This is a genomic window from Bradyrhizobium sp. SZCCHNR1017 (genome assembly GCF_032381375.1).
GTDB lineage: Bacteria > Pseudomonadota > Alphaproteobacteria > Rhizobiales > Xanthobacteraceae > Bradyrhizobium.
The window spans coordinates 1161465-1187866 of sequence record NZ_JAUHIR010000001.1 but is presented as its reverse complement, the minus strand read 5'-3'; the positions used below and the strand labels follow the sequence as shown (position 1 = coordinate 1187866).

Sequence of the window (26402 nt, the reverse complement as noted above, 5' to 3'; positions counted from 1 at the left end):
ACGTCTCTACAAAAAACAAAGGGAGGGTTGAATGTACGATCGTGAGAAGAATCTCTTTGCGGCCTATGCCGGCAAGCGCATCAGCCGGCGTGATCTGCTCGACGGCGCTGCCAAGCTCGGCATCGCCGGTGTCGCCGCCAATGCCGCCTTTGCCTCGGCGATGTCGAGGGCGATGGCCGCTGACTTCAATTGGAAGGCCCATAGCGGCAAGACCGTCAAGCTGCTCTTGAACAAGCATCCTTACGTCGATGCGATGATCGGCGACATCGAGGCGTTCAAGAGCCTCACCGGCATGAACGTCACCTACGACATCTTCCCGGAGGACGTCTATTTCGACAAGGTGACGGCGGCGCTGTCGTCGAAGTCCGATCAGTACGACGCCTTCATGACCGGCGCCTACATGACCTGGACCTACGGTCCGGCCGGCTGGATCGAGGACCTCAACGCCTACATCAAGGATCCGGCCAAGACCAATCCGGCGTTCGCCTGGGACGATGTGCTGCCGGGCCTGCGCTCCTCCACCGCCTGGGACGGCGTCGCCGGCTCCGAGCTCGGCTCCGGCAAGGCCAAGCAATGGTGCATCCCGTGGGGCTACGAGCTCAACAACATCACCTATAACCGCAAGATCTTCGACAAGGTCGGCGTCAAGCCGCCCACCAATCTCGACGACATGCTGGAGGTCGCGGCCAAGATCACCAAGGACGCTGGCGGCCCCTATGGCGTCGGCGTGCGCGGTTCGCGCTCGTGGGCGACCATCCATCCGGGCTTCCTCTCGGCCTACGCCAATTTCGGCCAGAAGGACTTCGTGATGGAAGGCGGCAAGCTGAAGGCCGCGATGAACACCAAGGCCTCCAAGGACTTCCACGAGAAATGGGTCAGGATGATCCAGGGGTCGGGTCCGAAGAACTGGTCGACCTACACCTGGTATCAGGTCGGCACGGACCTCGGCGCCGGCGCCTCCGGCATGATCTTCGACGCCGACATTCTCGGCTACTTCATGAACGGCGGCGAGAACAAGGAGCGCGGCAATCTCGGCTACGCGCCGTTCGCGGCCAATCCGGCCGCGAAGGCGCCGACGCCGAACGTCTGGATCTGGTCGCTGGCGATGTCGAGCTTCTCCAAGCAGAAGGATGCGGCCTGGACCTTCATGCAGTGGGCGGCCTCCGTCGAGCACGATCTGTTCGGTGCCCGCAAGATGGATTTCGTCAATCCGGTCCGAGCCTCCGTGTGGAAGGACGGCGAATTCCGCGACCGCATCGCCAAGTCCTATCCTGGCTATCTCGAGCAGCATGACCTCTCGGCGCCCGGTGCGAAGATCTACTTCACGGCGCAGCCGCTGTTCTTCGACCTCACGACGGAGTGGGCGGCCTCGCTGCAGAAGATGGTGGCCAAGGAGATCAGCGTCGATGAGGGCCTCGACAAGCTTGCCGAGAGCATCAACCGTCAGCTGAAGCAGGCCGGCCTCGGCTGAGGCCGCGCCCCATCTCCCATGACCGCCTGCCGGCCCGGACGCTCCCCACAGCGTCCGGGTCGGCCCGCCCCATCCCGCGCTGATGTGATCACGCCTGTCATGAGCATGGCCCAACTTGTCGAGACCAAGGCGACGCCGCGCCGCACGAAACGCTGGCGCGGCCGGCTGCTGCCGTATTTGCTGAGCCTGCCGGCGCTGCTGGTCTGCATCGCCATCCTGGTGCCGTTCGTGACCGCTGCGGTCTATTCATTGCAGCGCTACCGGCTCAATCTGCCGTATCTGCGCGGCTTCATCGGCATCGACAACTATATCGACTTCCTGTCCGATCCGGCGTTCTGGAACACGCTGCGCATCTCGCTGGTCTATACCGCGGTGACCGTCATCGCCGAGCTGCTGCTCGGCCTCGGCATCGCGCTGCTGCTGCGGCGGCCGACGCGCTTCCACAATGCCGTGTCGATCATGCTGCTGCTGCCGCTGATGACGGCCCCGGCGATCGCAGCCCTGATGTGGAAGCTGATGACCAATCCGAGCTTCGGCATCCTGTCCTATCTGGTCGGGCTGCTCGGCGTGCACGACTTCAAATGGGCGTCCGATCCGTCGACCGCGCTGTTCACCGTCGTGCTGGTCGACGTCTGGGTCTACACGCCGTTCATCATGATCCTGCTCCTGGCTGGCCTGCGCTCGCTGCCGCGGCAGCCGTTCGAAGCGGCGGCGCTCGACGGCGTGCCGGCGAGCTTCGTCTTCTTCCGCATCACCCTGCCGATGCTCGCGCCCTACATCATCACCGCCTCGCTGTTCCGGCTGCTCGATTCGATCCAGCAGTTCGACATCGTCTATGCGATGACGCAAGGCGGCCCCGGCGACCGGCTGATGGTGTTCCAGGTCCAGGCCTATCTCGAGTTCTTCCAGTACACCAATGTCGGACGCTCGGCGGCGCTGCTGATGATCCTGTGGCTGATCACCAACATCCTGTCCAACATCTTCATAAAGAACTGGCTCCGGTTGCGCGAACGCGCCCACGGCCACGCCTGAGGAGAGAGGTCATGGATCACTCCAGTCTGGCAGGGCGCATCTTCCGCGGCATCGCGCTGGCGTTGGTGCTTCTGTTCTTCATGTTTCCGATCGTCTGGATCCTCCTGATGTCGTTCCAGACCAATGAGCAGATCCTGCGCATCCCGCCGCGCATCCTGTTCGAGCCGACGTTCGCCAATTATGAGGCGCTGATCTCGGGCCAGCTCAAGACCGCCGCCGGCAATCTGCAGCTCACCTTCATGCGCAATCTGATGAACAGCTTCGTGCTGTCGAGCGCGTCGGTGATCCTGGCGCTGCTGCTCGGCGTCCCCGCGGCCTATGCGTTCGCGCGCTTCAAGTTCCGGCTCGGCGAGACCATCGCCTTCACGCTGCTGTCGTTCCGCTTCGCGCCGCCGCTCCTGGTGCTGCTTCCGCTGTCGCTGTACTACCAGCAGCTTGGCCTCAACGACACCTATTTTGGCATCGTCTGGGTCTACCAGCTGATCGCGCTGCCGCTGATCCTGTGGATCGTGCGCGGCTATTTCGAGGACATCAGTCCCGACATCGAGCACGCCTACCGGCTCGCGGGGCATTCCTGGCGCGAGGCGTTCACCCGCATTGCCGTGCCGCTGGCCGGGCCCGGCATCGCCGCGGCGGGCCTGCTGTCCTTCATCTTCTGCTGGAACAACTTCGTCTTTGCGCTGATCCTGGCCTCGGCCGACAAGCAGCCGGTAACGGTCGGCGCATTGGCCTTCGTGACGGCGTCCGGTATCCAATACGGCCAGATCGCCGCCGCGATCGTGCTGTCGGTCACCCCGACATTGCTGCTCGCGCTCTATGCGCAGCGCTATCTGGTCGAAGGTCTCTCGCTCGGTGCAGTGAAGGGTTGAGGATACATGGCGCGTCTCGAACTCCAATCGGTCGACAAGAGCTTCGGCGCGGCAAGCTGCGCCAAGGGCGTGTCGCTGACGGTCGAGCCCGGCGAGATCGTCGCGGTGTTCGGCCCGTCCGGCAGCGGCAAGACCGTGCTGCTGCGGATGATTGCCGGCATGTTCGAGCCTGACGGCGGCGACATCCTGGTCGGCGGCCGCTCGATCGTCGACGCGCCGCCGGAGCAGCGCGGCATCGGCATGGCGTTCCAGAATTTTGCCCTGTTTCCGCACATGAGCGCGCGCGACAACATCGCCAGCGGGCTGCGCGCGACGGGCGCGGCCGACATTGCGGCCAAGGTTGCGGCAATGAGCCGGCTGTTGAAGATCGAGCACGTGCTCGGCCACAAGCCTCGTGAACTGTCCAACGGCCAGAAGCAGCGCACCGCGCTGGCGCGCGCGCTGATCGGCAATCCCGGGGTGCTGTTGCTCGACGATCCCTTGCGCAACGTCGATGCCAAGCTGCGCTATGAGATGCGGTTGGAGCTGCCGAGCCTGCTGCGCAGGAGCTCTGCGGCGGTGCTCTACGTGACGCAGGATTATCGTGAGGCGATGGCAATCGCCGATCGCATTGCCGTGCTGATCAATGGCCGCCTGGTGCAGGTGGCGCGTCCGGAGGAGATCTATGCGAGGCCGGCGTCGGTCGCCGTGGCCCGGCTGTTCGGCGATCCCAGCATCAATCTTGCCGAGGTCACGCCGGTGGCGGAGCAGGGGCGGCTGACCGCATCTGTTGCCGGGACGCTGATCCGGCTCGATGCGGACGGCGTGCCGTCCAATATGCGTGAGCGTTGCTGGCTTGGCGTCCGGCCCGACGATGTCGTGGTGACGCGTGATGGCGGCGAGGGTGTGATCCCGGCGCGGATCGTCGCGGTCACGCCGATCCACGAGCGCGCCGTGGTGCTGCTGCGCTTCGCCGACGGATCCGAGTGGCTGGCGGCGCAGGCGCCCGAGGCGCTGGAGGCGCATGCCGACGAGGACGTGTTCGTGCGGTTCGCGCCGGAAGCGGCGCTGCTGTTCGACCACGCCACGGGCGAGCGCATCGGCCTAGCGCCGCGGCGGCAGGCGGCGTGAGGATCGGGGATGGGCATGCTCGAAATCCGCAACGTCGACAAGGTCTATCACAGCCGGGGCAAGCCGCCGGTTCATGCCGTGCGCGCGCTCGATATGGAGGTGAAGGCCGGCGAGATCGTCGCGCTGCTCGGCTCTTCCGGCTGCGGCAAGACCTCGACGCTGCGCATGATCGCCGGCTTCGAGAGCGTCAGTTCAGGGTCGATCGCGCTGGCGCAGCGGACGATCCATGATCTGGCGCCGGCGAAGCGCAAGGTGGCGATGGCGTTCGAAGGCTATTCGTTGTACCCGCCGCTCACGGTGCGTGAGAACATTGCGTTCGCGCTGAAGGCGCGGCAATTGTCGCGCGCCGAGATCGCGCAACGCGTTGTCAGCATTGCCCGCCTGGTGGAGATCGAGGACATTCTCGATCATCATCCCCACGCGCTTTCCGGCGGACAGCAGCAGCGGGTGTCGCTGGCCCGAGCGCTGGTGCGTGATGCCGACCTCTATCTGCTCGACGAGCCGATGGGTCAACTGGAGCCGCAGCTGCGTGCCGTGCTGCGCGGCCGCATCAAGGGTCTGCTCGCCGAGCGCGGCATGACGGCGATCTTCGTCACCCATGACCAGACCGAGGCGAGCGCACTTGCCGATCGCATCGCCGTCATGGAAGACGGCGTGCTTCAGCAGTTCGCCAGCGAGCGGGAGCTGAAGAACCGCCCGGCCAATCTGTTCGTCGCGAGCTTCATTGGCGAGCCGCCGATGAACCTGATGGAGGCTGTGGTGACGCAGGAGGAAGGCGGGTTCCGCCTGTCTGTGGGCTCCGATGTTGCCTTTCACATCCCCGGGCAGACGTTGGACGCGGCGGGACAGCAGACGCTGGTGCGGGCCGATCGGATCAAGGTCGGCATCCGGCCGCAGCGGATCGCGATCGGCAGCGGCGAGGCGCGGCTGCGCGTGGTCTCCAACCAGTGGCTCGGCGATCAGTCGCATATTGCGGGCGAGTGCGCCGGTCATCTGCTGGTCGGCGTGACATCCAGCAAGGTCGCGGCGCGACCGGGCGACGTCGTGCCCTGCGCGCTGGAGTCACGCCATCTCCATATTTTCGGCGCCGACGGCGTTTGCGTCCGCCACGCGGAGGCGCGCTGAACATGACCTCGGCTGCGATCCGCAACGTGATCATCGGTATCGACGCCGGGACCTCGGTGATCAAGGCGGTGGCGTTTGCGCGGGATGGACGGCAGCTCGGGGATTTCGCGATTCCCAACAGCTACGCGACGTTGCCGGGCGGCCGCGTCGAGCAGGACATGGCGCGGACCTGGACCGACACCGTCGCGGCCTTGCGCGGCCTGGGCGGCACGCTGCCGGATCTGTCCCGTCGCGTCGCCGCGATCGCCGTGACCGGGCAGGGCGACGGCACCTGGCTGATCGATGCGGACGGCCATCCCGTCGCGCCCGCGCTGCTGTGGCTCGACTCGCGCGCGGCAGGGTTCGTCGAAGCCTTCCGCGGTGGCGAGCGCAATGCCGCGCACTATCAGCGCACCGGATCGGGGCTCAACGCTTGCCAGCAGGGGGCGCAACTGGCCTGGCTGCAGGCGCATGACGCAGAGATGCTGGGACGCGCGGGTACGGCGTTCCACTGCAAGGACTGGCTCTACTTCAAGCTGACCGGTGAGCGGGCCACGGACCCGTCCGAGGCGACGTTCTCCTGCGGCGACTTTCGCAAGCGCGGCTTCGACGGCGAGGCGGCGCGTCTCATCGGCATCGCTGGTTCCGCGCGCCTGTTTCCAGATGTCGTCGATGGTGTCACGACGACGCATGGCTTGACTGCGGCGGCCGCGGCGGAGACGGGCTTGCCCGAGGGCGTGCCGGTGTCGCTCGGCTATGTCGACGTGATCTGCAATGCGCTCGGTGGCGGGCTGTATGATCCCACGCCCGACGTCGGCTGCACCATCATCGGCTCGACCGGCATGCACATGCGGCTGGCGAACAGCGCCGACGCGGTCAAGCTGAATGCCGAGGCGACCGGCTATACGATGCCGTTCCCGGTGCCGGACCACTATGCCCAGATGCAGTCGACCATGGCTGCGACCTTGAACATCGACTGGTTGCTCGATGTCGCGCGAGGCGTGCTCGCCATGGAAGGCATCGCCCGGTCGCGCAATGATCTGATCCGGCGGCTGGACGAGCGCGTGCTCGCGGCGAAGGCGGGCGAGCTGCTTTATCACCCTTTCATCTCCGATGCTGGCGAGCGCGGACCATTCGTGTCCCACGAGGCGTCTGCGCAACTGGTCGGCCTGCGCACCCGTCACGGCTACTGGGATCTGATGCGCGCCGTGATGGAGGGACTGGCCTTCGCCGCACGCGACTGCTACGCGGCGATGGGACCGCTGCCGACGGAAATTCGCCTGACCGGAGGCGCGGCACGCAGCCGCGCGCTCGGCGCAATTCTTGGCGCGGCACTCGGCAGCACGATTCGAGTCTGCCGTCGCGAGGAAGCCGGCGCGTCGGGGGCGGCGATGATCGCCACGGTCGCGACCGGACTCTACCCGGACATGATGATCTGCGCGGAGGAATGGGTGAGACCGTATCTGGATGAGCCGCAGGCGCCGGATGCGGCGCTGGCGGAGCGCTATGCGCAGCTGTTCCCGGCCTATGTCGAGGCTCGCCTCGCGGCGCGGCCGGTGTGGAAGCAGCTTGCGGCCCAGCGTGCAGGAGCCAATCATGTCTAGCTCCATCGCCATCATCGGCGACCGCTTCATGCTGCCCTCGGTGTTCGCCGAACGCATCACCGCCATCTGCGGCGACGGCGTCGACATCCGCATGCTCGAACAGCCCTGGCCGGACGAGCCGATGGAGCATGGCTATGCCGGCTCCAAGCTCGATGGTCTCAAGGAGTTCATGGGCGATCCGGATGAGCTCGCCGAATTCATCGGCGAAGCGCCGCTGCTGGTGACGCATCTCGCGCCGATCTCGCGCGCGATGCTGCAGCGGCTGCCAAGGCTCAAGTTCATCGCGGTGTCGCGCGGCGGTCCGGTCAATGTCGACATGCAGGCGGCGCGCGATCATGGCGTGCTGGTCGTCAACACGCCCGGACGAAATGCCAGCGCGGTGGCGGAGTTCACCATCGGCGCGATGCTCGCGGAGACCCGTCTGATCAGGAGCGGTCACGAGTCGATGCGGGGCGGGGAGTGGCGCGGCGATCTTTATCGCGCCGACCGGACCGGACGCGAGCTCGGGGAGATGACCGTCGGCATCGTCGGCTATGGCGCGATCGGCACGCGCGTCGTGAAGCTGCTCAAGGCGTTCGGCTGCAGGATCCTGGTGACCGACCCTTACGTCCAGCTCAGCGCCCAGGACCGCAACGACGGTGTCGAGCACGTCGCGCTTGCCGATCTTCTGGCACGCGCCGACGTCATCAGCCTGCATGCCCGCGTGACGCCGGAGACCACCGGCTTCATCGATCGCGAGGCGCTGGCGAAGATCAAGCCGGGGGCGATCCTGATCAACACCGCGCGCGGTCCGCTGGTCGACTACAAGGCGCTGTTCGAGGTGCTCAGCTCGGGACGGTTGGCCGGCGCGATGCTCGACACCTTTGCGGTCGAGCCGGTGCCGCCGGACTGGCCGCTGTTGCAGCTCCCGAATGTCACGCTGACGCCGCACATCGCCGGCGCATCCGTGCGCACCGTCACCTTTGCCGCCGACCAGGCGGCCGAAGAGGTTCGCCGCTATCTGGCCGGCGAGCCGCCGCTCAATCCCTGCTGACGACGAAAGGTTTTCGACATGAATCGCGAGGAACGGCTGATCCGCGAGAACATCATCGCCAAATGCCGATGGATGAATGCGTCGGGGCTGAACCAGGGCACTTCGGGCAACATTTCCGCCCGCTACAAGGACCGCATGCTGATCACGCCCTCGGCGACGCCCTATGACTCGATGAAGCCGGAGATGATCGCCTCGATGCCGCTCGAGGGTGAATACGGTTCCTGGGAGGGGCCGTTGAAGCCCTCGACGGAATGGCGCTTTCATCTCGACATCATGCGCGGCCGTCCGGATGTCGGCGGCGTCGTTCACACGCATTCCACCTATGCCACCGTGCTCGCCATCGCGCGCAAGCCGATCCCGGCCTGCCACTACATGATGGCGGCGTTCGGCGGCACCGACATCCGCTGCGCCGGCTATGCGCGGTTCGGCACGGCCGAATTGTCCGAGCTTGCGCTGGAGGCGCTGGAAGGCCGCAACGGCTGCCTGCTGGCCAATCACGGCATGATCGCGGTCGGCGCCAATCTCGACAAGGCGATGTGGCTTGCGGTCGAGCTCGAGACCATCGCGAAGCAATACTACCTGTCGCTCGCCCTAGGCCAGCCGCACATACTGGGTGACGCCGAGATCGCCGAGACGGCGCAGGGCTTTTCGACCTATGGCCTGCAGGAGCCGAAGGCGAAAGCGGCAAAGCCGGCCAAGGCTACGACGAAGGCGCGTGCCGCTGCGCGCAGCAAGCCAGAGAAGAAGCGCAGCAGCAAGCGATGAATGCGACGGTCTCACGCAGCGGAACCGATCACGGTCTGTTGGACCTCGCCGTGATCGGCGGCGGCATCAATGGCGCTGGTATCGCCCGAGATGCCGCCGGCCGCGGCCTGAAGGTGCTGCTGTGCGAGAAGGACGATTTTGCGCAAGGCACCTCGTCGCGATCGGGCAAGCTGATCCATGGCGGCTTGCGCTATCTGGAGTACTACGAATTCCGCCTGGTGCGCGAAGCGCTGATCGAGCGCGAGGTGCTGTTGGCCTCGGCGCCGCACATCATCTGGCCGATGCGCTTCGTGCTGCCGCACTCGCCGGAGCAGCGTCCCGCCTGGCTGGTGCGCACCGGGCTGTTCCTCTACGACCATCTCGGCGGCCGCAAGCAGCTGCCGGCGAGCCGCAACGTCGATCTCGCGCACGAGCCGGAGGGCGCGCCGCTGCGCCCCGAGTTCCGGCGCGGCTTCGAATATTCGGACTGCTGGGTCGACGATGCCCGGCTGGTGATCCTCAATCTCGTCGATGCCGCGCACAAGGGAGCCATCATCCTGCCGCGCACCCGCGCCGTGAGCGCACGGCGTGAGGGTGATGCCTGGCGGCTGGAGATGCGCTCCGAAGACGGCGAGGTTCAGATCGTCCGAACGAAGGCGCTGGTGAATGCCGCAGGTCCCTGGGTGCAGGACGTGGTGCAGGGTGTCGCCGGGCTCAACTCCGCGCACAATGTGCGGCTCGTCAAAGGCAGTCATCTCGTGGTGCCAAAATTCTGGAGCGGATCGCAGGCCTATCTGCTGCAGAACACCGACCGCCGCGTGATCTTCGTCAATCCCTATGAGACCGACCTGGCGCTGATCGGGACCACCGACATCGTGCATGACGGCCGCGCAGACGACGTCGCTGTCGATGGTGCCGAGATCGACTATCTGCTCACGGTGCTCAAGCGCTATTTCCGGGCCGCGCCGGGCAAGGGGGATATCATTCACGCCTTCTCCGGGGTGCGGCCGCTCTACGATGACAACGCCGACAATCCGTCGGCGGTGACGCGCGACTACGTGTTCGAGGTGCATGGTGCGCCCGGACAGCCGCCGTTGCTGTCGATCTTCGGCGGCAAGATCACGACGTTTCGCCGGCTCGCCGAGCAGGCAATGGAACGTCTCGCGCCGTGGTTTCCGCAGATGGCGCCGGCATGGACGGCGGGCGCGCGTCTTCCGGGCGGCGATTTCGGCGTGCCGTTCGATCAGTTCCTCGCCGATCTCGCAGGCGCCTATCCGGGATTGCCGCGCGATGTAGTGGCGCACTATGCGCGGCTCTACGGCACCCGTGCGCGCGACCTGCTCGGAGCGTCCCGCAACGTCGGCGATCTCGGCCGCCATTTCGGTGCCTCGTTCTATGAGCGCGAGCTCGTTTTCCTGCGCGAGCAGGAGTGGGCCGTCACGGCCGCCGACGTCCTCGACCGGCGCACCAAGCATGGCCTGCATCTGAGCCGCGCCGAGCGCGAGGCGTTCGAGCACCAGCTCTGATCGGGCCTTGACGCGTCGAACCCCTCCGCGACCGCCGCAGCGCTTGGCGGGTGCCGATGACACGCCCAGGCAAACCGTGCTATCGAGCGCCCGCGATATGGATCGCGACGCGCCTGGAGACGCGGAATTCGGCATAATCCGGACCTTCGCCGATGCCCCCTGCGCCGATCGATTCACAATCAAACCGCCCGACGACCTCCTGAATTCGACGCCATGCCGGACCAGATCAAAGCGAGAGCCGACCATCGGCGCGGTCCGCGGCAGGAAGGCATCGTCGACGCCTGGACGAGGTTCGCGTCCGGCTCCTGGATGGACCGGCGCTGGACTCCGTGGATCATCGTGCTGAGTGGCCTCGTGCTGGCGCTGCTGTGTGATGCCTTCGTGGCCCACATGCTTTCCGTCAACTATCGGGAGACCTATCGGACCACCGAGGCCGCCAACGGAGATCTCGCCCGCGCGCTCGAAGAATACATGTTGCGCAACATCCAGGGCGTCGACGTGCTCTTGAACACGACGATCGACAGTCTCAAGCAGGACCCATCGCTGCTCACCGCCGGCAATCCGGCCCTGATCGGCGAGTTGAAGCGCAGGGTGGTGCCGTACCCCGCCGCGGGCGGCATCGTCGTGCTGGACGCGGATGGCAATCTGCTCGGCGACAGCGCCGGCAACGGAGTTCCCGGCCGTGAGAACAATTTCGCCGATCGGGCCTATTACAAGGTCCAGCGCGATGACCCCGGCCGCGGTCTCTTCATCGACGTGCCGGTGGCCTCGCGCGTGAACAGGGGTCGGTTCATCGCGGTCAGCCGCGCCTTGATGATGCCGGACGGACGATTTGCCGGCGTGATCGTCGTGGCGGTGGACTACGAGAATCTGCGGCAGTTCTTCCTGTCGCTGAACGTGGGGCAGCGCGGAACGGTGACGCTCTATCGCGACGACGGCACGATCCTGCTGCGCTCGCCGCATGCCGACGATTTCGCCGGCCGCAACGTCGGGTCCAATCGCCTGTTCAGCCTCTATCTCCCGCAGGCGCCTCACGGCAGCTTCGAGGGCAGCGGCATGACGGACGGGACGTCGCGGAGCATCAGCTATCGGCGTGTCGCCGGCCTGCCGCTGGTGGTGACCGTGGCGCGCGACCCGGTCGAGTATCTGGCCGGCTGGAAGAACAATGCGCTGTACTACAGCGCCATCGCCGCCGGCCTCAATCTGCTGATCGCCGGATTCGGCCTCGTCCTGGCGCGGCAATGGCGGCTGCGCGCGGCCTCCGAGCAGGCGCTGCGCGACAGTTTCGAGCAGCATCTGCTGGTCACGGAGAACGTGCCCGCGCTGATCGTCCAGGTCGGCGCCGATGGTGACATCCGCTATGCCAACCGCGTCGCGCGCGAATGGTATGCGCAGCCGTCCAGCGGGGTCGGTCGCAGCCGGCGGATCGACGACTACATCGACCCCGCGCGGCGAGACGAGGTGAGGCCGAAGATCGAGGCCGCGCTGGCCGGCCGAACCGCGGGCGGTGAGGAGAAGATCGCGTTTCCCGACGGCCGTGAACGCTGGTGCGAGACCATTCGCGTGCCGGATCGCAGCCAGGATGGCACGGTGCGCGGCTATTTCGTGCTGTCGGTCGACATCACCGAGCGCAAGCGCATCGAGGACGAACTGCGTCAGGCGCAGAAGATGGAGGCCATCGGCCAGTTGGCAGGAGGCATCGCGCACGACTCCAACAACATGCTGGCGGCGACGCTCGGCAATCTCGATCTGCTGCTCGACGCGCTCACGCCCGGCGAAAGCTCCCGCCGCAGCATGGTCGAGCGGGCGATCGAGGCGGCGGAGCGGGTCGCCGATCTCAACCGCCGGCTGCTCGCCTTCGCCCGCAAGCAGGCGCTGCAGCCGCAGGTCACCGACGTGAACCAGCTCGTCAACGGCATGACGACCATCCTGCAGCGGACGCTCGGCGAGAACATCGAGATCGAATTGGCGCAGGACCCGATGCTGTGGCACTGCCTGATCGATCCGACGCAATTGCAGAACGCGCTGCTCAATTTGGCGCTCAATGCGCGGGACGCGATGGACGGCGGCGGGCGCCTGACGATCGCGACGACGAATGCCGTGCTCGACCAGCCGCTCGACGACGGCGACGAGCGCATCATGCCCGGGGACTACGTGACGATCGCGGTGTCGGACCTGGGGGCCGGCATGCCGCCCGAGATCGCGCGCCGCGCCTTCGAGCCGTTTTTCACCACCAAGGAATTTGGCAAGGGCAGCGGCCTCGGCCTCAGCATGGTCTATGGCTTTGCGCGGCAATCGGGCGGCACGGTGCTGATCGACAGCCGGGTGGCGGAAGGCACCTGCGTCACGCTGTATCTGCCAAGCGCGGGGCCGGGCGCCACGGGCCGAGCGCGCGCCGGCGCGGCGCGGCTGGCGCGGCCGCAGACCGGCGAGCGGATCCTGGTGGTCGAGGACAATCCGCTGGTCGGCGCGATGGCATCGACCATGCTGACGTCGATGGGCTACAGCCCGGTCGTCGTCACCCATGCGGCAGCCGCGATCGGCGCGCTGGAGCGGCCGGACCCGTTCGCGCTGCTGCTGACCGACATTCTGCTGCCGGATGCCATGACCGGCATCGACCTGGCGCGCGAGGTGCGCCGCCGATGGCCCGAGCTGCCGATCGTCTTCATGTCCGGCTTCGCCGACCCGTCGCTGGTGCCGGAAGATTTCCGCGCGACGAGCAGGCTGCTCGCCAAGCCGTTCCGGCTCGGCCAATTGTCGGAGGCGATCGTGTCGGCCCTGGCCGGCAGGAAGGCGACGTGAGCCCGCGGCGATCATGCGTGCATCGATCCGTCCTTCGCCCGACCGACGGCGCCGTCCGGGCAAGTCGTCTCCGCCTCGCGGCGCTTGATGCGCCCGAGCTGTGCCGGTCGTTTCGCCCTCTCGACGACGAGGGCGCGGGGAATGCCGGGTGCTGGCCGCACCCATGGCCCGCCTGCGAACAAGAATGCAGGCGGCAGGAACCACAGGTTCAGCCGAGACATCCCGGCATTCCCCGCGCGATGGTTTTCCGGCTTATACGTCCTCTCCCCGGGGACCGGCTGTCTTGCCCCCGTCACCCGCGCAACGCGAAAGCATTGTCGCGAGCTTGGCCTCAGCATCGGGAGGCCAGGACCCTACGATTTCGCCGGCGCAACGGGTTCGTTCGTCCGCATGACCTTCGTCACGCTGCGAACCGCTGCGCCCACCGCATCCCACCCCGCGTGCCGTGACGATCGCGATACGCCCCTCGTGCCGAGGCGGGACGGCTGCACTCAATCACGATTTCTGAAAATGAGAAAGCAGGATATTTTCGCCGGACGGACTGGACAGGCGTGATGTGCTTGAGGCGTCTCGTGAAATGAGAATCTCCGCGCATCGACCTTGGCCCATGATTGGGGGCCCAGGCCGTGGGGAGGCAAGGGCCGAGTCGCCCGTCGGGTCGGGACTTGGGCTTGAGACAGTCGTCCATCGGATGATTGCAGCGCTTCGGAGGTCGAGTCCGTCGGTATATCGAGACGAGACGAGCGCGTTCTACGTGCGGGTCGATGTCGAGCCGGGCGCTGACAAGGCGCGCATCAGTCGCTTGTTGAAAGAGATCGGCGCGCCGGTTGTGGTCCGAACGGTTTCTGGCAGACTCGTGAGCCACTAGCGATCGTTTGGACCCAATGACAGGTCCCGCGAACGAGCCGGTGCCGACCGGCTTAGTAGCTGTGGTCTTTCGCACCTCCGCTGCTCGGTGGGAGTGGAGAAGCATCAGCCGTCTGTCGTGAGCTTGCGGAAGTCGCTCTGCTGCTGAGGGCACTTTCAGTTGTGGGCCCCAGCGAGTGCGCTGGGTTACGCCGGAGGCTTCACCTCACTCCACCGCATCCTTCCTCGCAATCCGGTGCAGCTGCTCGAACAGATCGGCCTGCTCACTGGTGCAGAGACACACACCCTGCGCGGAGTCGGCATCGCCGGCGTTGAGGTAGGCGTGGCCCATGGTGCTGTCGAGATACATGCCGTCGCCCTCGTGCAGGATCTCCGGGGCGTAGAATTCGGTGTGCACGGCGATGGTGCCGCGGGTGACGAGGAAATACTCCTCGCCGCTGTGGCGGAGCAGGGGGCCGAACTCCTCGAGCGTGCGGGCGCGCACCTCGGCGATCATCGGCACCATGCGCTTTCCGATCAGGTCGGTGCATTGATAGGTGTAGGTGTAGAACCTGGTGTTGACGATCTGGCCCTGGCCGGCGCGGCTGACGCTGCGGCGGGCGGTCACCGGGCGACCCGCCTCGGGACGCGGCGAAGCCGGGCTGAATAGCTCGGCGATGTCCATCTGCAGGCCCGAGGTGAGCTGCAGCAGCTTGTCATAGGTCAGCGACATCAGGCCGTTCTCGACCTTGGACAGCGTTGACAGCGCCATGCCGGTCTTTTCGGCGACCTGCTTCAGGGTCAGCCCGCGCGCCTGCCGGGCGGCCTTCAGGCACTGGCCGAGCTGGGAGTGGGGGCCTTCGGTCGACGCGCTGATGGCGGTGTCTGTCAAAGCGATCTCCGGAAAATCCGTTAGCGGATCAGGCGTGTCGAGAGCCGAGCAGCCCGGACAATCTCGGCCCATAGAGCAGGAAATTCAATCGGGTGCTTCAATGTCCGAAGGTCATGCGTGGACAGCGGTGGAACAATGCGTTTTCGGGTCGTGCATTCGATTTCCTATATGCTAAATAGTTTTCCGAAACGGAAAAGAGAAGCCCCGTGGAATCGATTTGCGACAAGACCGCCGTCGAGCTGGTCAAGCTGTTGAAAACAAAGGCGATCTCGCCGGTCGCGCTGCTCGACTCGTGCCTGGAGCGGATTGCGGCGGTGAACCCGGCCGTCAACGCGGTGGTGACCCTGGACGAGCCGGCTGCCCGCGCGGCGGCCGAGGCCGCCGAGGCCGAGATCGTGAGGGGCGAGGACCGGGGGGCGCTGCACGGCCTGCCGGTGCTGATCAAGGATACCCAGGACACCGCCGGGATGCGCTCCACCTATGGCAGCCCGATCCTGGCCGACAACGTGCCGGCCGTCGACCAGGCCTCGGTGGGCCGGCTGCGCGCCGCCGGCGCAATCATCTTCGGCAAGACCAACACGCCGGAATGGGCAGCGGGCGGCAACACCCGCAATCCCGTGTTCGGCGCCACCGGCAACCCGTTCGATCCCGCGCGCTCGGCCGCCGGCTCCTCCGGCGGCTCGGCGGTCGCGCTCGCCTGTGGCATGGCCCCGCTCGCCTCGGGGTCAGACACCGGCGGCAGCTTGCGCAATCCGGCCGGCTTCTCCGGCATCGTCGGCATGCGCCCCTCCTACGGCCTCGTCGCCAGCGAGAAGCGCGCCCATGGCTGGTCGTGCCTGTCGACCGACGGGCCGATGGCGCGCGATGTCGCGGACACCGCGCTGATGCTGTCGGTGATGGCGAGCGACGATGCGCGCGATCCGCTCGCCTACACCCTGCCGGGCGAGGCCGTGCGCGGCGCGCCATCGCGCTGGGCCGTGCCGCCGGCGGTCGAACTCAACAAGCTCAGGCTCGCCTTCACCGAGGATTTCGGCTTTGCGCCGACCGAACAACTGATCCGCCGCGCCTTCCGCGCGCGGGTGTCGCGCATCGCGCCGCTGTTTGCTGGCGCGCAGGAGGGCGCGCCGGATTGCAGCGGCGCCGACGAGACCTTTGCGGTGCTGCGTGCCTCGCTGTTCCTCACCCAGCACGGCAAGAATTATCGCGAGCGGCCCGACATGCTCGGGCCGAACGTACGCGCCAATGTCGAGGAGGGGCTCGGCTACAGCCTCGAGGATTTTTCGCGTGCGAGCGCCAACCAGACCCGCATCTATCGCGCCTATCAGGGCTTCTTCGCACGCCACGACGTGCTGATCAGCCCGACCATCACCTTGAGCCCGCGGCCGTGGGCGGAGCTGTATCCGGCGGAGATCGACGGCGTGCCGACGCGGTCGTACTTCCACTGGCTGGCGCTCGCCTACGCGGTGACCCTGGCCGGGCATCCTGCGCTGAGCCTGCCGCTCGGCCTCGACGACAACGGCCTGCCGTTCGGCCTGCAGATCGTCGGTCCCCGCGGCGGCGACGCGCTGGTGCTCGGCGTTGCCGCGGCGCTGGAGGCCGCGTTCGCCGATGATGCCGAGCTGCGCCGTCCCCGGCCGGATCTCGAAAGGCTCGCGTCGCTGCCGCCGCTGGCGCAGACGCCCGGCTTCATGGCGTGGGATTGAGGCGGCACTCATGATCACTACATCATGGAGCGACTAACGATGTCCGACGCCCCCTCATGGCCGTTCTCGCTGGTGCGCCGCGCCGGCGGCCTGGTGTTCCTGTCCGGCGAGATTCCGGTCGCCGATGACGGCAGCATCCCCGAGGGCATCGCGGCGCAGACCGACCTCGTCTTCAAGCACATCGCGGAAACGCTGGCCGGCGAGGGGCTGACGCTCGACGACATCGTGTCCTGCATGGTGCACCTCGCCGACAAGGCGGATTTCGCCGCCTACAACGAGGCCTATCGCAGGCACTTCAAGGATCCGCTGCCGGTCCGCACCACGGTGCAGGCGCAGATGATCGCGGATGTGAAGATCGAGGTCACCGTCGTCGCGGCGGCGCGGACCTGAGCAGGAGTGATGACGATGCAAAGCGCGATCGTTCTCGGTGGCGGCATGGTCGGTGTCGGCACGGCGCTGCACCTGCAGAGCCGTGGCTGGTCAGTGGCGCTGGTCGACCGCAGGGAGCCGGGCCGCGAGACCAGCTACGGCAATGCCGGCATCATCCAGAGCGAGGCCGTCAGGCCCTACGCGATGCCCTATGATATCGCCGGCGTGCTCGACATCGCGCTCGCGCGCACCAACGACGTGCACTACAGCCTCGCGGCGCTGCCCTATCACGTGCGGCCGCTGCTGCAATACTGGTGGAATTCGTTCCCGGCGCGCCACGAGGTGCTGACGCGCACCTATGCGCAACTGATCGCGCGCGCCGCGCCCGAGCACGAGCCGCTGATCCTCGCGGCCGGGGCCGGCAACCTCGTGCGCCGCGACGGCTTTCGCGTGCTGCACCGGACGCAGGCGCAGTTCGACAAGGAGGCGAGGGAGGCCGAAGCCGTCGGCAAGGCGTTCGGCGTCAAGTTCAAGCTGCTCAGCGCCCAGCAGCTCAAGCAGGCCGAGCCCGCGCTGATCGACAGCGGCATCGGCGGCCTGCACTGGCAGGAGCCGTGGACCGTGTCGGATCCCGGCAGCCTGGTCGCCTCCTATGCCGAGCTGTTCACGCGCCGCGGCGGCAAGCTGCTGCGCGGCGACGCGACCACGCTGGCGCAGGCGGGCAGCGGCTGGGCCGTTACCACCGCGGAGGGACGCATCGAGGCCGAGGCCGTGGTGGTCGCGCTCGGGCCATGGTCGCCGGAGTTCCTGACGCGGTTCGGCTACGACATCCCGATGGTGCGCAAGCGCGGCTATCACCGTCACTACACCGGCGGCGCGCCGCTCGATTTGCCGCTGCGCGATGCGGCGCGCGGCTATCTGATGAACCCGATGGCGCTCGGCGTGCGCATCACGACCGGTGCCGAGCTGTCATCGCCGAATGCGAAATCGACCCCGGTTCAGCTCGGCAAGGCCGAGGCTGCCGCGCGCCAGCTCATCGATCTCGGCAAGCCGGTGGAGCCCGAGCCGTGGATCGGCACGCGGCCGTGCATGCCCGACATGCTGCCGGTCGTCGGCCAGGCGGCGCGTCACAAGGGCCTGTGGCTGCATTTCGGCCACGGCCACCAGGGCTTCACGCTGGGGCCCGCGACGGGCCGCATCCTCGCCGAGCTGATGAGCGGCGAAGCGCCGAGCGTCGACGTCGCCGCCTGCGCGCCGGCACGTTTCGGCGCATAGCTGCGAGCGCCGTTGCAGCCCTGCAATTGCAGGCTGCAGCGGCGCCCGCCGGGCAGTCCCTTGTTTACCAAGCGTGGCTGTTCTGGGCCGTTCTGGCGCTGCAAAATTTCCACTTCACGAATTCGCAAGCCCGCTCTCCTAGGGTGACGCCGGTTGGACCAGGACGCGGGGGCGAAACGCGTTTCGTGAGTTCTGTCGTCGGCCAGTGATCCGAACATCATGTGGGGGAGCAGATGAACTTCACGGGCCTCATGTACCGCTTCATCTCGAATTTCGTATTTCTCGCGGCCGTCTATCTCAGCCTGAACTACGTCGAGAAGTACCAGAACCGCGCCGTCCTGGCGCTGGTGGTGCTGATCTATGCCGGCATGCGCGCCGTCACGGTGGTGCGCACCTTCCACTTCTTCGGACGGATCGAGAAGATGGAGTCGGACGTTCGCCGTCTGGCCGGCATGCTGGGCGACGGGCCGGTGGGGCAGGTGGTCTCTAGGCAGGTGGTGTCCGACGTCGGATCGCTGCGCAAGGACGGCGAGAAGAAGTCCTACATGGACCTGTTCTTCCTGGCGGCCACCGTCATCCTCTGCGTCAGCAAGCTGGTCTCGAGCTGATCGCGCGCGGCGCGGGCGAATTGTCCCGCGTCCTCACCTGCAACATCTGCGAATGTTCAGCGCCGCCTGAGGCTGGCGAGGCGCACCGGGCGCGGCGCCGGCTTGGCGGCCACAGCCTTCGGGGCCGGGCTCTCGAGCCGGGCCAGCTGGCGCCGCTGCGCCGACAGCGGCGCGACAGGCGGCCATGCGAACAGATCGGACGCCGGCGCTGCCAACGCCGGCGCCGCAAGCCGCGGCGCGAGCGGCGGACGCGGCCATGCCGGCTTCTGCACGACACGCGCGACGGCCGCCGGCACGTTGAGAATCCCGAAATCGTCCAGCCTGGCGCGGGCCCCCGTATCGGCGCCAGCGAGATCGACGGGCGCGATCTTGGGCCAATGCGCCACCGGGGTCTCGTCCGACGGGCGGTGCACCAGCCAGTCCTCGGGCTCGGTCGGCGTCGCCGGCCGGTCCGGTGTCGCCGCCACGACGTGGACGATGCGGTAGTTCTTGGCCTTGAGCTCGGCGAGGATCTTCGGCAGCGCCGTAGCGGTGCGCGCATGGATGTCGTGCAGCAGCAGGATGCCCTTGCCGCGCGCCTCCAGCCGCTTCATCGCGAGCTCATAGACCTTGGCCCCGGAGATGTTGCGCCAGTCGTCGGCGAGGAAATCGGCGCTCCAGACCTGCAGGCCGAGCGAGGCGGCGTAGCTCTCCACGGCGTCGCCGCGCAGCAGGCCGGGCACGCGGAAGAATGGCGACAGCGCCGACGGATCTGTGAGCGCCGCGGTCGTCCAGGCGATTCCCTGGTCGACCTCGGGCTTGACCTGGTCGAGCGTCATCTTGTTGAAGCTCAGCGGATGGTTCTGGCTGTGGGTGCCGATGGTGTGGCCGGCGGCCGCAAGCTTCCTCACCCCCTCGGGATCGGCCTTGGCCTGGCGGCCGATGGTGAAGAACGTCGCCTTGACGCATTGATCGGCGAGGATCTGCAGCACCTGATTGCTGTATTTCGGCAGCGGGCCGTCGTCGAAGGTGATGACGACCTCGTGATCTTTCAGCGGCAGCGTCTCCTTGTACTGCATCGCGCCGATGCGCGGATGCTCGCGCGGATCGACCACCAGGACGCGCGACGTGCCGAGCGCGTTCGGATGCCCGGGGCAATCGGCTGCCGATGCCGCCGATGATCCGACACTGGAGGCGAAGCAGGCGACGGTGCCCAACAGCACCGCGAGCCATGTTGGCCGTCCGACGCAAGCCCACCGACGATCACGCATCACGCTGCTCACATTCCCTTCACCGTCCCGACGCCTTCGGCCAGGGTCTTCGACGCTCGATGATGTGTCGCAGCCGCGCGGAAGGGGCAAGCGACCACCAAGACATAGCAGGGATGTTCGGCTGTCGCGAGATGACATCGTTCCGGGTTCCGGTTTGCCTGCGGCTGTTGCCGGATTGCAAGCGGCAGAAATCGCCGCGATCACGGCCGTCGAGCGTAGACAGCGGCCCTGAACGACGGATTAACCACCTTCGTGCGGCGGCGTCGGCGCGGGTGAAGGGCGCTCGCTACGCTGCTCGTGATGCACATCCGCCGGCTGCTTCGGAACCACATGGACCACGCGATAGCCGTGGTTCTTCAGGTAGCGCAGGAACGCGGGCAACATGGCGACCGTGCGCGGCTGCGGATCGTGCAGCAGGATGATGCCCTTGCGCGCCTGGCTCAGCCGGGCGGTCAGCAGCTTCAGCGTCTGCTGCGGTGACATCGGGTTCCAGTCGCTGGCCCAGAGATCGGCCCCGAACACGACGATGCCGCGCGACTGCAGCAGGTCGAGCGTCGCCGGTGTCGATTCGAAATAGGGGAAGCGGAAGAATGGCGTCGACGGCGTGGTCGTCTCCGCGCCGTTGAGCGCCTTCTCGTCGGCGGCGATGCCGCGATCGATCTCATCGACGGCCTGTTCCGGCGTGATGTGCGCGAGATTCGCATGCGTGAAGCTGTGATGGCCTATGGTGTGGCCTTCGGCCGCGATCTTCCGCACCCACGCGGCGCGGCGCGACGCAGGCTCGCCGACCAGGAAGAAGGTCGCGCGCACGCATTCCCTGGCGAGCGCGGCCAGCACCTTGTCGGTCATCGGCGGCGACGGGCCGTCGTCGAAGGTCAGAACCACTTCGCCGTCATGCAGCGGCAGCGTGTCCGGGAAGCTCTTCAGTCCGACGCGCGGATGTGTCGCGGCGTCGACGGTGAGAATGCGCGACGTGCCGAGCGTACCTTCGCGCGGGCATGCGGCAGGCGCGGCCGCGGTGACGTCAGCCGCGAGCAGCGCCGCCACGACGCCGGCCGCGTTTACCCATCCTGTCATCGATCGCCAAGGCCGCATCTTTTCCCGTTGCGCTCGCTGTTGCCGATTATGTAATGCGTGAAAGCACAAATCAGACCATTTGCTCTGAAATCAAGCGCGTGAGGCACGTCATGAACGAGACATCGGACGTTGCCCATGCTGATGCAACTCTACGCGATCGCGCGCCGATGCGCACGGAATCCGGCGAGATTCGCGCCGAATTCATCGCGGCCATCACGGCGGCCATCGCCGCCGAGGACGAGGCGTTCCTGCGCGCCGAGGTCGCCGAGCTGCACGAGGCCGACCTCGGCGACCTGATCGCGGCGCTCGCACCGGACGACCGTGTCCGGCTGGTCGAGCTGACCGGCACCGATTTCGACTTCTCCGCGCTGAACGAGGTCGACGACGCGGTCCGCGAGGAGATCCTCGAGGAGCTCGAGCCCGCGACCGTCGCCGAGGGCGTGCGCGAGCTCGAATCCGATGACGCCGTCGAGCTGTTGGAAAGCCTCGACGAGGAGGACAAGGAGGAGATCCTCGAACGCCTGCCGCCGTCCGAGCGCGACGCGCTCGCGCGCAGCCTCGACTATCCCGAGGGCTCGGCCGGCCGCCGCATGCAGAGGGAGTTCATCGCGGTTCCGCTGGGTTGGACGGTCGGCGAGGCCATCGACTACATGCGCGAGACGCGGGATCTGCCCGAGCGGTTCTACGAGATCTATGCGGTCGACGACGCTCGGCATTGGCAGGGTGCGGTGTCGCTCGATACGCTGCTGCGCGCCCGCCGTCCGGTTCCGCTGGCCGATCTGATCGACGAGGACCGCCGTCGCGTCACCGTCACCGACGATCTGGCCGAGGTGGCGCGGCTGTTCGGCAAGTACAATCTGGTCGCGGCCCCCGTGGTCGATGCCGAGAACCGGCTGGCCGGCGTCATCACCATCGACGACGTGGTCGATGTCATCGAGGAGGAGGCCGACGAGGATTTCAAGGCGCTCGGCGGCGTGTCGGGCGACGAGGAACTGTCCGACAGCGTCTGGACCATCGCCAAGGGCCGCTTCAACTGGCTGCTGATCAATCTCGCCACCGCGTTCCTGGCGTCATCGGTGCTCGGCCTGTTCGAGGACCAGTTGCAGCAGATGGTGGCGCTCGCCGTGCTCGCGCCGATCGTCGCCAGTCAGGGCGGCAATGCCGCGACCCAGACCATGACGGTGGCGGTGCGCGCGCTGGCGACGCGGGAGCTCGGGGCGAACAATGCGATGCGGGTGGTGATGCGCGAGGGGCTGGTCGGGCTCGTCAATGGCCTGGCCTTTGCGCTCGTCACTGGCATCGCCGCCGTGGCGTGGTTCAAGATGCCCGGGCTCGGCATCGTCATCGGGCTTGCAATGATCTCGAATCTCGTCGCGGGTGCGCTGGGCGGCATTCTGATCCCGATGGTGCTCGAACGGGTCCGCGCCGACCCCGCCGTCGCCTCCGGAACCTTCGTCACGACGGTGACCGATGTGGTCGGTTTCTTCTCGTTTCTCGGCATCGCCACGCTCTGGTTCGGCCTGAAATAACCCCGGCGCCTGAACGACTTATATCGTTAATCCGGCCTTAACGTGGTTCGGCGAGACTGTTGCTCGACACGGAGTCGGACGATGCAACGCTTGCGGCTGAAGGCAGATGGACGGATCGTGGAGCTGCGCGACGGGGAGGAGATTCCGCTGGCGCCCGCGGCTCCGCTCGAAGTGCGCGATCTCAGGCGGCGGGTGCATCTGACCCAACAGGAATTCGCCGCCAAGCTCGGTGTGCCCGTCGAGACCATCCGCAATTGGGAGCAGGGCAAGCGCATGCCGCGCGGCCCGGCGCGCGCGCTGCTCACCGTCATCGCGCACGCGCCCGAGACGGTGTTCGCGGCTTTAGCCAAGACTTAAGCCCACCACGGGTCGTGCGTTGGCAACGCCCAGCGTGTGCCTACATAATGTTGCACGCGCTCTGGAGTGCACGGCCATGCTGATGATCGAGGCCAATGGTGCCAGGATTCCCGCCTTGGGTCTCGGAACCTGGGAGCTGCGTGGCCGCACCTGCAGCCGCATCGTCGAGCAGGCGCTCACTCTCGGCTACCGGCACATCGACACCGCGCAGGTCTATGAGAACGAGCACGAGGTCGGAGAGGGCCTGCGTGCGTCCCGCGTCCGGCGCAACGAGGTGTTCCTGACGACCAAGGTGTGGACCACGCATTTTGCGCCGCACGATCTCGAGCGCTCGGCCAAAGAGAGCCTGGTCCGGCTGCGCGTCTCCGAGGTCGACCTGTTGCTGCTGCACTGGCCCAATCCGCACGTGCCGCTGAGCGAGACGCTCGGCGCGCTGGCCCATGCCAAGACGCTCGGGCTCGCACGCCATATCGGCGTGTCCAATTTCACGGTCGGTCTGCTCGACGAGGCAGTGGCGGCATCGCCGGAGCCGCTGGTGTGCAATCAGGTCGAGTATCATCCCTATCTCGATCAGACCAAGGTCCGCGAGGCCTGCGCGCGCCATGGCATCGCGCTCGTCGCCTACAGCCCGATCGCCAAGGGCAGGATCAAGAACGATCCGACCTTGACGCGGATCGGCCGCGCCCATGGCAAGAGCCCGGCGCAGATCTGCCTGCGCTGGCTGGTGCAGCAGAACGTCGTGGCGATCCCGCGGACCTCCAAGGTCGAACGGCTGTCCGAGAACCTCGACGTGTTCGATTTCGAGCTCTCGGAGCAGGACATGGCCGACATCTTCGCGATGGGCAGCCCCGAAGGACGGATGACCAACTTCGCCTTTGCGCCGAAATGGGATTGAGGGCGGCGCCCGCGCATTTGTGCTACAGCCTGACATGACAGGGAGCGGCCGGCGGGCCGCACGACGGCGGCTGCCGCATTCCCTGCCGATGATCAGAGCGATGGCGCGCCCGCGCCTTCGCTCATGCGCGGGCGTAGTGAAGCAGCATGGAACGTTGGCAGTTCATCCGCTGGGGCATCGCCGCGTCCGTGCTCGCGCATCTCCTAATCGCCGGTGGGGTCGTGGTCTCGACCTCGGTCCGGCCTTACGAGCTGCCCAAGAGCGACGAGATCGAGGTCAACATCGTCGACGCTGACGAGCCGCAGAAGACGCCCGAGCCCATCGCCACGCCATCGCCATCCCCGACGCCGGATCTGGTGCTGCCGCAGCCGGACCCGAGCGCCTTGCCCGCGGCCGCCGCACCGCCACCGCCCAGTCCCCCGCAGGACGCCAGGGAGACCCCCAATCCTCCGATGCAGCCTGCGCCGGCGGCAAAACAGCCGGCGCAGGCTGCATCGCCCAAGGCGGTGAAGACGGCCGCAAAGGCGGAGAGCAAATCCGCCGTCAAGCCGGCGCCGCCACCCGTGCCGGCACCCGCGCCGACCTATGTGCCTCCCGAACCGGATCTCACGGTGAAGTATGGGGTCATGCTCGGTCTCCCCGAGCCGCTGTCACCGTTGCCCCGTCCCGGCGGCCCGGAGGACGGCAAGGACGCCGGGCCGACCGCGACGACGAACCTCGCCGCCAATCTGGAAGCGGCCCTGAGGCAGAAGGTCAGGAGCTGCGCGCGGCTGCCGGCGTCGCTGTCGCTGTCGGACAACGTGCTCATCAGGCTGCGCTTTGGCATGACACCGGATGGACGGCTGGCGACGGAGCCGGAGGTGATAGAGGTCGTCGCAGCCTCCAAGGCGATCCAGCTCAAGGAGAGCGCGGTCCAGGCGTTGAATGCCTGCCAGCCCTACGCGATGTTGCCTCCCGATCGCTACAACGAGTGGAAGGTGATCGAGATGTCGTTCACGCCGCAGGATTTCGCCCGCTGATCTGCCCTGCGGCCGGCGACGGCACGGGGGCGGGCGCGTGGTCTGGGGCGTAGCGCTTGTGTGTCGACGCAACGGCCGATCATCCTGTATGCGTCGCCCATAGCATGAGCGTCGACGGCGCGGCTGCGCGGGCCGTCCACGCCCAACACGGAGACGGTGCGACATGACGCTGAAGCTGGTGATCGGCAACAAGAACTATTCCTCATGGTCGATGCGGCCGTGGCTGGCGCTGCGCGGCTGCGACATCGCCTTCGATGAGATCGTGATCCCGCTCTACACCGCCGATCCCGCCGACAAGGCGCGCATCCTTGAGCATTCCCCGGCCGGCAAGGTGCCGATCCTGATCGATGGCGCGATCAGCGTGTGGGATTCGCTCGCGATCATCGAATATCTCGCCGAGCGCTTCCCGCAGGCGGGGCTGTGGCCCGCCGATGCCGCTGCGCGCGCCCATGCCCGATCCGTCTGCGCGGAGATGCACTCCGGCTTTCCGGCCTTGCGCAACGAATGCCCGATGAACCTGCACCGGCCGGTGCGGCCGGTGGAGCTGTCTGCCGATGCCAGGGCCAACATCGCCCGGATCGAGGACATCTGGCGCGACTGCCGTGCCCGCTACAGCCATGGCGGGCCGTTCCTGTTCGGCCGCTTCGGCGCCGCCGACGCCATGTTCGCGCCGGTGGTCACGCGCTTCCACAGTTTCGCCATTCCGGTCGCCGCCGAAACCCGCGCCTACATGGACATGATGATGGCGATGCCGGCCTTCGCGGCCTGGGTGAAGGACGGCCTGGCGGAGGACTGGGTCATCGAGCGGGTCGAGAACATCTGAGCGGTCTCGTCCGTTCGCGATTTGGTCCGTGGTGGACGAGCGAACCCCGACCCGCTCGTCCAAGAATACCGTTTGCGGGCCCATCCCGTTGAAGACTCTCGCAATCTCCGCGTTTGCCATGTCGTGAGGTCGCTGGTCAGGGCGGGCGGCGGCGTGATATAAGCGCGATATTTATAAAGACACGCCGGCCCGGGCAGCGGGACCAGGGGCTCTTGCCGGCATGCGAGCAGGAGAGGGCGTTGAAACACAAGTTCCCCATTGGGGCGACCGTCTATTTCACCGCGAGCAACGTCTCGCGTCCGGCCGCCACAGGCACCTACGAGATCATCCGCCAGCTTCCGACGGAAGACGACGACTGCCAGTATCGGATCAAAAGCTCGACGGAAGCCTTCGAGCGGGTTGCCAGAGAGAGCCAATTGGCCTTGTCTTGAAGACGACGTGCCGCGTCGGCGGACGCGGCCGCC

Annotated in this window: 23 protein-coding genes; 20 read left to right on the top strand and 3 right to left on the bottom strand. The window is 66.9% G+C overall.

Annotated elements, in window-relative coordinates:
* Positions 1-31: 31 nt before the first annotated feature.
* The 10 genes from QW863_RS05555 to QW863_RS05510 all read left to right on the top strand — a co-directional run bounded on the left by QW863_RS05555 (position 32) and on the right by QW863_RS05510 (position 13295).
* A complete protein-coding gene (locus QW863_RS05555; RefSeq protein ID WP_315718344.1) occupies positions 32-1471 on the top strand; it encodes an extracellular solute-binding protein in 1440 nt (479 codons plus the stop codon).
* Positions 1472-1576: 105 nt separating this feature from the next.
* Entirely contained in the window at positions 1577-2503 is a 927-nt protein-coding gene (locus QW863_RS05550; RefSeq protein WP_315718399.1) for a sugar ABC transporter permease, read from the top strand.
* A gap of 11 nt (positions 2504-2514) precedes the next feature.
* The gene (locus tag QW863_RS05545; protein ID WP_315718345.1) at positions 2515-3372 is read left to right on the top strand and encodes a carbohydrate ABC transporter permease; all 858 of its coding nucleotides are present in this window, start codon (positions 2515-2517) and stop codon (positions 3370-3372) included.
* A 6-nt stretch (positions 3373-3378) separates the two neighbouring features.
* Positions 3379-4482, top strand: coding sequence for an ABC transporter ATP-binding protein (locus tag QW863_RS05540; protein ID WP_315718346.1), 1104 nt, complete (start codon positions 3379-3381; stop codon positions 4480-4482).
* Between the two features lie 15 nt (positions 4483-4497).
* Positions 4498-5607, top strand: coding sequence for an ABC transporter ATP-binding protein (locus QW863_RS05535; protein ID WP_315718400.1), 1110 nt, complete (start codon positions 4498-4500; stop codon positions 5605-5607).
* Between the two features lie 2 nt (positions 5608-5609).
* Positions 5610-7190 (top strand): FGGY-family carbohydrate kinase, encoded by a 1581-nt coding sequence (locus tag QW863_RS05530; RefSeq protein ID WP_315718347.1) that lies wholly within the window; start codon positions 5610-5612, stop codon positions 7188-7190.
* Positions 7183-8223: a 2-hydroxyacid dehydrogenase gene (locus QW863_RS05525; protein WP_315718348.1), complete on the top strand. Its 1041-nt coding sequence runs from the start codon at positions 7183-7185 to the stop codon at positions 8221-8223. Before QW863_RS05530 ends, QW863_RS05525 begins: the two co-directional genes overlap by 8 nt.
* 18 nt (positions 8224-8241) lie before the next feature.
* Positions 8242-8988 carry a class II aldolase/adducin family protein gene (locus QW863_RS05520; protein WP_315718349.1) on the top strand — a complete coding sequence of 249 codons (747 nt, stop codon included), beginning with the start codon at positions 8242-8244 and terminating at the stop codon, positions 8986-8988.
* A complete protein-coding gene (locus QW863_RS05515) occupies positions 8985-10493 on the top strand; it encodes a glycerol-3-phosphate dehydrogenase (protein ID WP_315718350.1) in 1509 nt (502 codons plus the stop codon). Before QW863_RS05520 ends, QW863_RS05515 begins: the two co-directional genes overlap by 4 nt.
* A 213-nt stretch (positions 10494-10706) precedes the next feature.
* Positions 10707-13295, top strand: a complete 2589-nt coding sequence (locus tag QW863_RS05510; protein ID WP_315718351.1) for an ATP-binding protein — start codon at positions 10707-10709, stop codon at positions 13293-13295.
* A gap of 1072 nt (positions 13296-14367) precedes the next feature.
* On the opposite strand, the gene QW863_RS05505 is transcribed toward QW863_RS05510, so the two are convergent.
* Positions 14368-15033 (bottom strand): XRE family transcriptional regulator, encoded by a 666-nt coding sequence (locus tag QW863_RS05505; RefSeq protein WP_315718352.1) that lies wholly within the window; start codon positions 15031-15033, stop codon positions 14368-14370.
* Positions 15034-15239: 206 nt separating this feature from the next.
* On the opposite strand from QW863_RS05505, the gene QW863_RS05500 reads away from it, so the two are divergent.
* The 4 genes from QW863_RS05500 to QW863_RS05485 all read left to right on the top strand — a co-directional run bounded on the left by QW863_RS05500 (position 15240) and on the right by QW863_RS05485 (position 18988).
* Positions 15240-16736: an amidase gene (locus QW863_RS05500; RefSeq protein WP_315718353.1), complete on the top strand. Its 1497-nt coding sequence runs from the start codon at positions 15240-15242 to the stop codon at positions 16734-16736.
* A gap of 39 nt (positions 16737-16775) precedes the next feature.
* The gene (locus QW863_RS05495) at positions 16776-17126 is read left to right on the top strand and encodes a RidA family protein (protein ID WP_315718354.1); all 351 of its coding nucleotides are present in this window, start codon (positions 16776-16778) and stop codon (positions 17124-17126) included.
* A 15-nt stretch (positions 17127-17141) separates the two neighbouring features.
* Positions 17142-18380 carry an FAD-binding oxidoreductase gene (locus tag QW863_RS05490; RefSeq protein ID WP_315718355.1) on the top strand — a complete coding sequence of 413 codons (1239 nt, stop codon included), beginning with the start codon at positions 17142-17144 and terminating at the stop codon, positions 18378-18380.
* Between the two features lie 233 nt (positions 18381-18613).
* The gene (locus QW863_RS05485) at positions 18614-18988 is read left to right on the top strand and encodes a hypothetical protein (RefSeq protein ID WP_315718356.1); all 375 of its coding nucleotides are present in this window, start codon (positions 18614-18616) and stop codon (positions 18986-18988) included.
* Between the two features lie 56 nt (positions 18989-19044).
* Here QW863_RS05485 and QW863_RS05480 read toward each other — a convergent pair whose 3' ends face one another.
* Together QW863_RS05480 and QW863_RS05475 are read right to left on the bottom strand one after the other, a co-directional pair.
* Positions 19045-20238: a polysaccharide deacetylase family protein gene (locus QW863_RS05480; protein WP_315718357.1), complete on the bottom strand. Its 1194-nt coding sequence runs from the start codon at positions 20236-20238 to the stop codon at positions 19045-19047.
* A gap of 240 nt (positions 20239-20478) precedes the next feature.
* Entirely contained in the window at positions 20479-21315 is an 837-nt protein-coding gene (locus QW863_RS05475; RefSeq protein ID WP_315718358.1) for a polysaccharide deacetylase family protein, read from the bottom strand.
* Between the two features lie 110 nt (positions 21316-21425).
* On the opposite strand from QW863_RS05475, the gene mgtE reads away from it, so the two are divergent.
* From mgtE to QW863_RS05445, 6 genes are all read left to right on the top strand, one after another.
* A complete protein-coding gene (mgtE, locus tag QW863_RS05470; RefSeq protein ID WP_315718359.1) occupies positions 21426-22844 on the top strand; it encodes a magnesium transporter in 1419 nt (472 codons plus the stop codon).
* Positions 22845-22925: 81 nt separating this feature from the next.
* Entirely contained in the window at positions 22926-23201 is a 276-nt protein-coding gene (locus QW863_RS05465) for a helix-turn-helix domain-containing protein (RefSeq protein WP_315718360.1), read from the top strand.
* Between the two features lie 76 nt (positions 23202-23277).
* Positions 23278-24096: an aldo/keto reductase gene (locus QW863_RS05460; RefSeq protein WP_315718361.1), complete on the top strand. Its 819-nt coding sequence runs from the start codon at positions 23278-23280 to the stop codon at positions 24094-24096.
* A 146-nt stretch (positions 24097-24242) separates the two neighbouring features.
* Positions 24243-25115, top strand: coding sequence for a hypothetical protein (locus QW863_RS05455; RefSeq protein WP_315718362.1), 873 nt, complete (start codon positions 24243-24245; stop codon positions 25113-25115).
* A 163-nt stretch (positions 25116-25278) separates the two neighbouring features.
* The gene (locus QW863_RS05450) at positions 25279-25938 is read left to right on the top strand and encodes a glutathione S-transferase family protein (protein WP_315718363.1); all 660 of its coding nucleotides are present in this window, start codon (positions 25279-25281) and stop codon (positions 25936-25938) included.
* A 239-nt stretch (positions 25939-26177) separates the two neighbouring features.
* Positions 26178-26369 carry a hypothetical protein gene (locus QW863_RS05445; RefSeq protein WP_315718364.1) on the top strand — a complete coding sequence of 64 codons (192 nt, stop codon included), beginning with the start codon at positions 26178-26180 and terminating at the stop codon, positions 26367-26369.
* The last annotated feature ends 33 nt before the right edge of the window (positions 26370-26402 follow it).